Source organism: Pseudothermotoga thermarum DSM 5069 (genome assembly GCF_000217815.1).
In the GTDB taxonomy this organism is placed as follows: domain Bacteria; phylum Thermotogota; class Thermotogae; order Thermotogales; family DSM-5069; genus Pseudothermotoga; species Pseudothermotoga thermarum.
The window spans coordinates 125,689-137,429 of sequence record NC_015707.1; the positions used below are offsets into that span (position 1 = coordinate 125,689).

General features: G+C 39.7%; 8 protein-coding genes. 3 read left to right on the plus strand and 5 right to left on the minus strand.

The window, feature by feature from the left end; genetic code table 11:
- Positions 1-25 precede the first annotated feature (25 nt).
- The 3 genes from THETH_RS00680 to THETH_RS00690 all read left to right on the plus strand — a co-directional run bounded on the left by THETH_RS00680 (position 26) and on the right by THETH_RS00690 (position 5,486).
- On the plus strand, positions 26-1,765 hold the full coding sequence (locus tag THETH_RS00680) for a DUF4896 domain-containing protein (protein WP_013931463.1): 1,740 nt from the start codon (positions 26-28) through the stop codon (positions 1,763-1,765).
- Entirely contained in the window at positions 1,765-4,242 is a 2,478-nt protein-coding gene (locus THETH_RS00685; RefSeq protein WP_013931464.1) for a sugar ABC transporter permease, read from the plus strand. The genes THETH_RS00680 and THETH_RS00685 overlap by 1 nt, the downstream gene beginning before the upstream one ends.
- 83 nt (positions 4,243-4,325) lie before the next feature.
- Positions 4,326-5,486: an ROK family transcriptional regulator gene (locus THETH_RS00690; RefSeq protein ID WP_013931465.1), complete on the plus strand. Its 1,161-nt coding sequence runs from the start codon at positions 4,326-4,328 to the stop codon at positions 5,484-5,486.
- A gap of 54 nt (positions 5,487-5,540) precedes the next feature.
- Here the strand turns inward: THETH_RS00690 and THETH_RS00695 are convergent, their stop codons facing one another.
- From THETH_RS00695 to THETH_RS00715, 5 genes are read right to left on the minus strand one after another with little or no spacing between them, the layout of a single operon-like run.
- The gene (locus THETH_RS00695; RefSeq protein WP_013931466.1) at positions 5,541-7,865 is read right to left on the minus strand and encodes a glycoside hydrolase family 3 N-terminal domain-containing protein; all 2,325 of its coding nucleotides are present in this window, start codon (positions 7,863-7,865) and stop codon (positions 5,541-5,543) included.
- A gap of 27 nt (positions 7,866-7,892) precedes the next feature.
- A complete protein-coding gene (locus tag THETH_RS00700) occupies positions 7,893-8,852 on the minus strand; it encodes an ABC transporter ATP-binding protein (protein ID WP_013931467.1) in 960 nt (319 codons plus the stop codon).
- Positions 8,849-9,841, minus strand: coding sequence for an ABC transporter ATP-binding protein (locus tag THETH_RS00705; RefSeq protein WP_013931468.1), 993 nt, complete (start codon positions 9,839-9,841; stop codon positions 8,849-8,851). The genes THETH_RS00700 and THETH_RS00705 overlap by 4 nt, the downstream gene beginning before the upstream one ends.
- A gap of 4 nt (positions 9,842-9,845) precedes the next feature.
- Positions 9,846-10,706: an ABC transporter permease gene (locus tag THETH_RS00710; RefSeq protein ID WP_013931469.1), complete on the minus strand. Its 861-nt coding sequence runs from the start codon at positions 10,704-10,706 to the stop codon at positions 9,846-9,848.
- A gap of 15 nt (positions 10,707-10,721) precedes the next feature.
- Positions 10,722-11,729, minus strand: a complete 1,008-nt coding sequence (locus THETH_RS00715) for an ABC transporter permease (protein WP_013931470.1) — start codon at positions 11,727-11,729, stop codon at positions 10,722-10,724.
- Positions 11,730-11,741: the final 12 nt, after the last annotated feature.

Genomic DNA, 11,741 nt, shown 5'->3' on the forward strand with positions numbered 1-11,741 from the left:
CCTAATTCAAAAAGGAGGCAATGGGATGAAAAAGTTTATCAAAGCCTTCCTTTGGTTTTTATTCTTAATACTCAACGTTGCTTTTTTTTGGATGGCAGTTTTTTTGATTCAAAACAGGTACTATGAGCTCGGAATAACTTTTGCAATTTTGATATTTCTGATAGATTTCTTCATCTTCAATCCGAAAGGTTATCCGTATCGTTACATCATTCCTGCTTTGATATTGCTCTTCATCCTTGTTTTGTATCCAATTTACTTCACGGTGAAAACAGCCTTTACGAACTATGGAACAGGTCATTTCATGCCAAAAGAAGAAGCAGTAGAAAGACTTTTGTACAGTTCAAAATACACCTATGTTGTTGAAAGCGGTGAAAAAATCTCTTACAAAGTATTTGTAGTTTACGATGGTATAAATCCCACAGATGATTTTTTGATACTTTTCAAAATCGATGAAAAAATTTTTGTTGCTTCAAAACCAACACCAGTCAAAAGAAAGGGAAGAGAAATACTTTTGAACGAAGGGGTTTTGCAAAAGATTGAGACAGAATCTTTCCTTTACCAAGGTCAAAGTTTTAGAATCATTCCTTGGCCAGCGACGTTTGAGGATATCAAGTTGCTTGTAACCGTTGGGAAATCTTACAGGTTGTTTTACACCCCAGACGATCCACTCTTGGACGTAAACGCTTCTTACTTTAAAAGCCGTATAGCGCAAGTTTACCTTTGGAACAGCGATTTTGTTGAACCATCAACTGGTAAAAAATATACCTTGAGGATCCTTCCCGATGGCACGTGGGGATTTGTTCAAGTGGAAAGACTATACAGATTGGCATACGAAGAAGTTTATGAAAATGGCAGAACGAGATTGAAAATGGTTCTAGTCAACAACCTGACCAATCGAAAAGTGATCGAAAAAGATGGGGCTTTTTACGATATAAACGAAAAAGGCGAAGAGGTTTTCTTGGTTGGTTTCATAGATTACGTTGGTTGGAAGAATTTTCTTAGAATAATCACGGACAAAAGGGTTACAGGCCCTTTCTTGAGCATTTTTGCATGGACATTCACTTGGGCTGCTTTGAGTGTTGTGTTATCGCTAGCCGTTGGTTTGCCTTTTGCCCTTGTTTTGAACGATCCAAGGCTGAGAGCAAGGAATCTTTACAGAACCCTTTTGATAATTCCATGGGCTATTCCGGCTTTCATATCGGCACTGGTTTGGAGAAACGGGCTTTTGAACGAAACCTATGGGCTTTTTAACAAATTCCTTCTGCCGTTGTTTAAACTGGGACCCATTCGATGGTTTAACGATCCATTCTGGGCCAGAGTGGGCGTTTTACTTGTGAACATTTGGCTGACCTTTCCGTACATGATGACCATTTCCCTTGGGGCTTTGCAGTCGATACCACACGAACTTTACGAAGCAGCATCGATCGATGGTGCTGGCAAGTTCAAGAGGTTTACAGCCATCACCTTCCCGCTTTTGATGACGGTTATCGGGCCACTTTTGGTGAGCAGTTTTGCTTTCAGCTTCAACAACTTCACCATCATATTCTTGATTACCGCGGGTGGCCCACCGATCCCTGGTTCAGTTACACCCACTGGTTATACCGACATACTTATGTCTTACGTTTATAAACTCGCTTTCCAAGCTGGTACCGGTCAAGACTTCGGCTTTGCGAGCGCCATATCGATATTGATCTTTTTCCTTGTTGGAACGATAAGTTTCTTCAACTTTAAATTTTCTGGTGCATTCGAAGAGGTGGGAAGATAATGGTCCAAAAAAGGATAACCTTTCTCACCCATGCCATATTGATTTTTTTGATAGCGATAATACTCTTCCCCGTCGTTTGGGTCGTTTCTACTTCGATAAGAAGAGACGAAGCGGCATTTTCGACAAAACTTTTCACCTCTCGGGTGACACTGCAAAATTACGTGGATCTCTTGATGCCAGAAAAGAACATACCTGTACTCATTCAAGAATTGCAGAACATCGTTTCAAAAGTCAAACCATACGACAAAATCTCCCAACAACGCGCAAGGGAATTGGTAGAAAAGTACATCCAAAAGCTGGAACTTTATCTTGACGAAACTGACAAACGTTTTGAGCTTGCAAGACAATCTTATTCGAACATAACGACAAAAATGCAGCAAAACGCTGAAAAAATCAAAGAAAATATAGTTAAAGATCTTGAAGAACTCAAAGCAGTGGTTCAAAACAATTTGCCAAAGCTTCCAATCGATGATTTGTACGCGGTGGCGCTTTACGAAAAACTTCAGAATGAAAAGTTCGGTTCTTTAGTTTTTGCCGCTTTAAAAAAGGATCTTGAGGCTTACGTAGGTCGTCAAATAAACGATGCAGATACTTTCAAAGACGCTTTGGCGAAGTTGAACGAAGTGTACGAAAAGATCATCGGTTCTCATCTTGAAAAACTTAGATACCACGAAAGAAGAATTTCTGAGCTGAATTTTGCCGCAACGCAAATTAGAAATAAGATAGTGAGTGTGCAAAACGAGGTTATCACGGCAAATCTGTTCATAAACGAAGTTGTTCTTCCTCAGCTAACATCTCTTTCCCAGTCTTTCGATAGCTTGCTTAGATTGAAAACGATGGTTGATTCTACAAAGATCTTATCTCCTTTTTCGATTGACGATTCAAAAATGCTTTTGGAAACTCAACAACTTCTTTCACAGGTTTCATTTCTTCTAGACTTGGTTCAAACTTACAGCGATTACAAGCAGTTGGAAATAGCTTTGGCAAGCTTGGAAAAATCTTTGACTGAGCTTTTAAAGCGCGACGAATCCATTGTGAGAAAATCTCAATACCTTCAAGTTGTGAACATATTTGAAGATTTAAAGCCAAGGCTTGAAAGAGTGCTTTCACAGCTAGAAGAAGTTTTCCTGCAGACTGGAGAGAAAATCGTCATTTTGAAGAGTATAAACGACCAACTTGTTGATCTTCAACGTGAGATTGAAAATGAAATGGCAAACAAGAATAGCGTAGAAATTTTGCTGAAAAATTTAGACGATTCTATGAAACACTGTAGAACGGTTGCCGAACTTAAAATTTTCGTGAACCAGCTTGAAGACAGGATCAACACGATCAAGAACATAAGATCGTTATCTTCAGCCGATTTGACAAGGTATTCTGCTGTCTTAACATTTCTCAGAAACTTTGCAAACTCATACGAGGCAAAGGATCAAATTTCGTTACAACTATCGAAGGTTGTAAAGAATTTGAGATGGATAGAGGAGTATAGAGATTTTATCAGAAGATTTGAAAATGTCTCTAAGAATTTGAATGAAGTTCTTTCAAATTCACGTACCTTGATCGATGATTTTAAGAAAACCTACGATGGTTTGTTGGCGATTTCTTTCGCCGGTGTTTTTGTCAGATCAGATGTTTTAAACAGGTTTTTTGACCTTGTTAAAACTGATTTTGTCAGCAAAGTGAAGGCAGATATGGCAGTTGTCACCAGAAGATCCGGCAATTTGATGGATTTGGATCCAACGAATTCGCTAAAAGCTGATTATAAAAATATCGACAAGCAACTTTACAGGATCGACAACATATGGAAGCAAAAGCCAAAGCATTACTTCTTGAATTGGGTTTTGAATTCTGTTATCGTTGCCACCGTTGTCGGTTTGATAACAACCGCTGTTTGTGCTGTGGCAGCTTATCCGTTCAGCAGAATGAGATTTTTTGGAAGAAGGTATGGTTTGCTCGCATTCCTTTTGATTCAAATGTTCCCAGCCGTAATTTTCATGATAGCGATATACAACCTGCTCAACTTTCTTGGAAAATACGTTCCTTTCTTGGGGATCGACACGCTTGGCGGTCTGATCTTTTCTTACTTAACTGGCATCGCTTACAACATGTACTTGATGAAGGGTTTTTACGACACAATACCACCTTCTCTTGAAGAAGCTGCAATTGTCGATGGAGCCACAAGATTTCAAAGCTTTTACAAGATAATTCTCCCGCTTTCAAGGCCTATTTTGGTCGTGGTATTTTTGCTTGTTTTCATAGGAACATTCAACGAGTTCGTCGTCGCAAGAATAGTTTTGCAAAACGTTAGGAACTACACCTATGCCTTGGGATTGCAAACCTTCGCAGTAGGTCCATATGAAACCGAATGGGGTTTGTTCACAGCCGCCGCTTTGCTTGGTATGACACCAATGGTGATCTTGTTCTTATCGATGCAAAGATTTTTGGTGAGCGGTTTGACCAGGGGAGCAGTTAAAGAGTAGCAAAAAGCACTATTGCTTCTAGAATATTTTGTTGTAAAATTGTTAGCGATAAAAAGTTTTAAGCAGAAAAGAAAGGTGATCGGATGAAGCACAACCACATTTCCATGAAGGCCGGTAATAAAAGAAATTTAATAGAGTTGCTTATAACTACTGGTCCCAAAACAAGGGCAAATTTGGCACGTGAATCAGGTTTGGCACCCAGTGCAGTTACCAGATTGATTCGAGAACTAATGGAAGACGGAATAGTTTCGGTCATCCAATTTGAGGAAAAAAACGAACCAGGACGTAAGGGAGAAGTTCTCAGTTTGAGCGAAAAACCTGTCGCTGCTGTTTTCGACATTGGAGTTACCAAAACGTCTTTGGGTATAGCGTTTTTGAATGGAAAAATAGATGTGGTTTCACATTTCAAAACACCGCGCTCTGTAGAAGAGTTTTTCAATTTTGCACTTGAAAAAGTCAACACCATGAGAAATGTCTACAACTTTGACATCGTTTCTTTTTCCGTTCCTGGCATAGTCAACTGTGAAACCAAGGAAATCATTTTGGCTCCGAATTTGGAATGGTACAACGTAAAGATTACGGAGCTGTTCAGCGGAGATTTTGAAATCCTTGCCGACAACGAGGCAAATTTGTCGATGATGGCTGAAGCAAGATATGCCACGGATCTTTTGAACGTTGAGAATGCGGTGTTTGTAATAGTACGAGAAGGTGTTGGTACAGGCGTAATGATCGATGGGAAGGTTGTCAGAGGTAACAACTTTTCGGCAGGAGAATTCGGTCATATGATAGTTTCAATCGATTCGCAGCAACTTTGCCATTGTGGAAACAAAGGTTGTTGGGAACTTTTTGCAAGCATTAGATGGGCAAACCAAAGGTATGGACTGTTAAACGGTAACAATCACATCGACAAATTTGAAGAACTTTTGAGCTTAACAAAGCAAGGTGATGAGAAAGCCAAATCTGTGCTTATGGAACACGCGTACAACGTGGCAATCGGTATAGTAAACATTGTGAACGGGGTAAATCCAGAAGTGGTTATAATTGGTGGTTCTCTTTCTTCCGCCCCTGATTGGTACTTTTCCAAGGTTGAAGAGATAGTAAAAGAAAGAGCTCTTAAGATGGCAGTTAAAGATCTAAAGATTCGCCCGACCATTTTCACCGAACCTTCAAGCAACTTGGTTGGGGCGGCTGTGTACGCAATAGAAAGGTATTTGGATAAAGTCGTGAGCTATTCGGTCTCTTGATAAAATTTAAGCGGGGAAGTAACTCCCCGCTTTGGTTTATGTGCACATAACAAATTACTCGATCTTTGTATTTGTGAAGAAAACTCTGTTGTCTTGAACCAATCTTTTTTCTCCAACGACTTTGAAGTTTCCTTGACATCTGATATCCTCTGCAGAACTTCCAATTAGAACCTTGTATTCACCAGGTTCTACAACAAGTTTCATATCTCTATCGTAGTAAGCAAGCACATCTGTGTGAATTTCAAAAACAACCGTTTTTGTTTCCTTTGGTTGTAATTTTACCCTTGCAAATCCCTTTAGTTCCTTCACAGGCCTTGTAACACTTGCATGCTCTCTTGAAATGTAAAGTTGTACAACTTCTTCGCCGTAGATTTCCCCTGTATTTTGAACATCTACTTTGAGTTTTACCGAACCAGCGATTGGAATTTCTTGTTGTTCAATCCTTAAGTTTGTATATGAAAATGTTGTGTAAGAAAGCCCGTGACCAAACGGGAACAAAGGTTTAACGTCCTCATCGACGTAGTTTCCATGCCAGCAGGACCGTCCTCCGGATGGTTTGACATAGTGAAACACAGGTATTTGACCTGCACTCGCAGGGAAGCTTATCGGAAGTTTACCGCTTGGGTTAACTTGACCAAATATTACCTCCGCAAGGGCTTGTGCACCTGTCTCACCGGGCAGCCAAAGCTGAACGATTGCGTTTACTTTGTTCACAAAAGCTTTCAGAGAGTATGGTCTTCCTGTGACCAAAACAACAACAATGGGTTTGCCAACTTTTGTCAGCTCCAAAATGAACTCTTCTTGAACCCCTGGCAGCTTCAAGTTGGCCATATCCCTGGATTCACCACTTGTGCATTCAATCGTTAAACCTGAGCGATCGCCAACCACCGCAACCACAACATCGGCTTTTTTCGCTGCTTCTAAGGCTTCTGCAAATCCCTCTCTTGATGGATCAGTGATGTCACATCCCTTTGCGTAATAGATCTCTTTAGCTCTTTTTGCAAACTCTGCAAGTATGCTTGGAATTTTCTTCAAGTGAGCTTCAACAAGTTCTTCCACTTTTTTCAAGTTAAACTTTGGCGCGTTGAAAGTGGTAGCGTTGACATTTTCAAGAAGTGTCTTTATATGTACTAGGTAAGAGTAATCTCCAAGTAAATTTCTCACATCATTTGCGGTTGGTCCAACTAGCGCTATCTTAACATCGTTTTTTAACGGCAATATTCCATTGTTTTTTAAAAGAACTATTGACTTTCTTGAAGCTTCCAAAGCTATATCATTATGATCGTTGAGACTACCACCTTCTGCGTATGGATTTTCGAACAGTCCCAATAGGAATTTCAAAGTTAATACCCTAAGAACTGCTTCATCCAACAGTTTTTCTGAGATGATGCCATTTTCAACCAGGGATTTCAAATGTAGATAACAGTCTGTTTTTGGAAGCTCAATATCTATGCCTGCTTCTAACGCATATTTTGCAGCTTCGGCTTTATTCTTTGCCATCCTATGATAAGCGGCCAACATATCCACAGCAAAATAGTCTGAAACAACTATTCCTTCAAATCCCCACGTTCTTCTTAAAATATCAGTCAGAAGTTCTCTATTGCTGGCACATGGAATCCCATCTATTTCACTATAGGAATTCATTATAGATAACAAACCTGCCTCTTTAACAGCTGCCTCGAACGGATAGAGAAAAACTTCTCTTAACTCCCTTGGAGGTATGTTGGTTGGTGCCCAGTTCTTACCACCTTCCGAAGCACTGTAACCAGCAAAGTGTTTCCCTGTTGCTACCACACCTTTTGTGATATCACTTCCTTGCAATCCCTTTACGTATGCCACACCCATTTTTGCAACAAGGTATGGAGATTCACCAAACGTTTCTTCAGTTCTACCCCATCTTGGATCTCTGGCAACATCAAGTACTGGGGCAAGACCTTGAGTGATACCAAGTTTTCTTAGATCTTCCCTTATAGCTGATGTGATTTTTTCAACCAATTCTGGATCCCATGTGCTGGCCATTCCAATTGGTTGTGGAAAGATTGTTGCTCCAAGTCCCATGTATCCTGCAAGGCACTCTTCGTGCATTATCGCTGGTATTCCCAAACGCGTGTTCTCAACCAAAAATTTTTGAATTTCATTTACCAATTTTGCCACTTCGGGAGGCTCAAAATTCGTTGCGCCACCAGGACGTGTGATCTGTCCTATACCATGCTTTAGAATTTCTTTCGCTTTTTCTACTGAAAATTTTCCATCTTCTGTGAGCAACTCGTAACTCCATACCGAACCAAGTTGGGCTATTTTTTCTTCCAAGGTCATCTTTGACAGAAGATCTTTTGCCCTTACCTTTGCTGGTACATTTGGATTCTTGTAAAGATCCATTTTCCAACCCCCTCTTTAAAGTTCAATTCATTTATAAAGAAAACATTTTACAAGCACATCGTTGACCTTAAAGTACGGCGGGTTATTTTTCTTACATTTTTCCATAGCAGAAGGACACCTTCCAGCGAACTTGCAACCGATTCTCAAGTATTCTTCATGTTCTGTGTCGGCAAGCACAACTTTAGTGCCCCATCTTTTCTCTGGATCTGGTTCTGGAACAGATTCTCTCAAAAGTTGAGTGTAAGGATGTTTTGGATTAGAAAGCACTTCCTCTGCTGGCCCCATTTCTACTATATTTCCTCTGAACATGATTGCAATTCTATCACTCACGTAATAAGCTGTTGTCAAGTCGTGTGTTATGTAGATAACGCTGACTGAGTATTTTTCCTTTAAATCTTTGAACAAGTTAACAATGGACATTCTTAAAGAAGCATCAACCATTGAAACTGGTTCATCCGCAACGATTAATGACGGATCGGTCAACAAAGCCCTTGCTATGGATAATCTTTGCAGTTGGCCACCGGAAAATTCGTTTGGATAACGTTGAGTGAACTCTTCGAACGAAATACCAACGGCAGCCAATTTTTCTTCGATTTTCTTTTCTGCTTCCTTTTTGCTTGACACAATTTTCAAGTTTAGCAACGTTTCGTAAAAGTAGCTGTCAACAGTTCTCAAAGGATTGAAAGTCGAAAATGGATTTTGAAAAACAGCTTGAATTTCTCTCAACATTTGGATTTTATCTTTTTTTCTTAACTCGTTTATCGGTTTGCCTCTGTAAAAAACCATTCCTGAGGTTTGTTCTTCAAAACCAAGAATTATCTTAGCAGTAGTTGTTTTCCCACAACCACTTTCCCCGGCAAGCGTGAATATCTCAGGCTGCATGACTTCAAAGTTAACATCCTCAACGGCTGTTATCTTAATTCTGGAAAAAATACTTCCAAGTGAGTAAATCTTTGTTAACCCCTTCACCTCAAGTAGTTCCCTCATGCTATCCTTTCCTCCATTAACCAGCATGCAACTTTGTGGTCTGGTTCGTATTCTCTCAAAGGAGGAACCTCAACTTTGCATTTTTCAAAACAATAAGGACACCTCGGGTGGAAACTGCAACCTGGTGGCAATGCAGCAAGCGATGGAGGACTTCCTGGGGCACTTGTCCTTCTTGATTTGTCTCCAAACCTTGGAAGAGAATTTATCAAGAATTTTGTGTAAGGATGCTTGGGATTTTTGAAAAGTTTGGAAGTTGGTGCTTCTTCTATGATCTTTCCAGCGTACATAACGGCTATTCTAGTGGACAAACTTGCGTGAACTCCCATGTCATGGGTTACTAACACAATTGTGTTCATGTAAGTGGATTGGATATCTTTGAGAAGTTGAATAACCCCTCTTTGTGTCACCACATCAAGAGCGGTTGTTGGTTCATCAGCAATGATAACCTTAGGTTTTAAAAGAGTTGCAAGCGCTATCGTGACCCTTTGACGCATCCCACCTGACAACTGATGAGGATATGCCTCTAAGATCGTCGGTGGAAGTCCCAACCCTTTCAAATGCTCTTTGGCAAGCTCGTAATATTCCTCTTTCGTTCTGCCTTTCAGATGACTGTTCAAAAAGTCCTTAAAAGTTTCTTTTATTTTTACCACGGGATTCAAAACACTCATTGAACCCTGTGGGACGTATGAGACAAATTTCCACCTTAAGCTGCGCCTTTCAGTTGGATCTAAAGCGTATAAATCGTATACCTGTCCATCGTGGTGGTACAAAACTTTTCCGCCAATTAGCCTAAGTGGAGGATCAATAATACCAAATATAGCTCTTAAAAGAGTCGTTTTTCCACACCCACTTTCTCCGGCTATACCATATATTTCGTTCTGGTGTATTTTTATGTTCACACCGTCAACAGCTTTTACCACTTTTTCCTTCCCAAAAACATCGAGAATATAGTAGCTTTTCAAATCCTGTGTTTCAATCACTGTTTGCATCCTATCACCTCGTGCTTTTACCTATTCTTTGTATTCTCATGCGTGGATCAAGGTATTCACTTATGCTTATGGAAAGCAAATACAAAGCTATGAAAAGCATGATTGAGGTTACAACGGGTGTTCCTATCCACCACCAATATCCAAGCAGCAAAGCTTGATAATTCAAAGCCCATTGAAGCATTGTTCCAAGACTTGGAATTTCAACTCTGAAAACGCCAAGTATTGCGAGAGTTATCTCCATGCCTATTGCCCAAGAAACGTTCCCTATGAAAGTGGCGAATATCAAAGGTGTTAAAAATGGCATATATTCCTTGAAAACCAAAGACAAAGTTTTTGAACCGCTGAGAAGAGCAGTGTATGTGAAATCTCTTTCCCGTAAGCTTAAAACCTGAGACCTAATAACTCGAGCGTCCCAAGCCCAACCAAAAACACCTAACAAAAGCCCCAACGAAACCAAACTTAATCGTGCTTTTGCCATCGAACCTATCAAAACGATTATCAAGAAAAGAGGCAACACCAAGAACGAGTCACTGAGGAACATCAACAATCTATCGGTTTTTCCACCTTTATAGCCAGCTATCATTCCAACTAGGATAGCTATAATTCTGGAAAATACACCTGCTATTAAGGACATAACTAAAGAATTTCTCACAGCAAAACAAAGTTCCCAGAACACATCTTGACCTCTAGAACTTGTTCCAAGAATGTGAGGCCATCTTGGAGGAAGGTCTCTTGGAACAACATTCCACCTGTAAGGATCATAAGGTGAAAAGAAAGATAAGATAGCCAAGAAAACCAATACTACCAATACAAAAAATCCGAATGCAAACTTTCCATCTCTCAACAAGTCTTTCAAAACTTTCATAGTCTCACTCCTTCATTATTTGTATCTAACTCTTGGATCGAATAATGGGTAAAGAAGATCTATAACCAAAATGCTGGTTGTAACCACCAAAATTGACATCGTTGTTATCCCCATCAAAAGGTTATAGTCACCCGTGAATATAGCATTGTACAAAAGTGTTCCTAGTCCCGGATAGGAAAAGACCATTTCTGTGATTAAAGCACCACTGAAAATCTGACCAAGCGAAAGTGCCAATCCTGTTATTTGGGGCAACATTGCATTTTTTATCACATATTTCCGAGCGATTGTTGCCGGTTTTATTCCCCCAGCTTCAGCATATTTTACAAAATCATCCGTTTTGACACTCTGAACCACCAATTTCATAGCTTGAAACCAAACAAAGATACCGATCAAAAGCAACGATAAAGCTGGCAAAAATGCGTGTTTTAAAAGAGTTACAATCGTATCCAAATTGAAAGTTAACCGCATACCAATTCGATAACCCCCACCCAAAGGAAAGACTGGAAAGATGTAAGCTAAAAGTATCAAAAGTCCAAGAGCAAGAATGTAATATGGCATTGGTCTTATAATCATAGCTATGTAATCAAGAACTCTACCCCATTTGCGATTTGAAAAATAACCTGCAAATCCGCCTAAAACATTTCCCAATATCCAAGAAAGCAGCGTTGTAGTTAAAAGTAAAGCAATTGTCCATGGCAAAGATTGTTTTATCAAAACTATTACAGGTGTTGGAAATTGAAAGTAAGAAGGTCCAAAATCGCCGCGGAGAAATCTATTCCAGAATTTAATATATTGCTCCCAAATGCTTCCTTTTAGCCCATAAAGTTCTTGAAGAGTTTCAATGGTTTTTTGCATGGCTTCTGGATCCATATAAGCTCCTTGAGCTCTTATTCGAGCAATTGTTTGTAATACAGGATCAGTTGGGAGAAAACGTGGTATAACAAAAACCATGGTTATTCCAATGAAAATTACTAAAAAGTAGATTATTAATCTTGGTAAAAGATATCTTTTGACGAAATTCAATCTTGAGCCCTC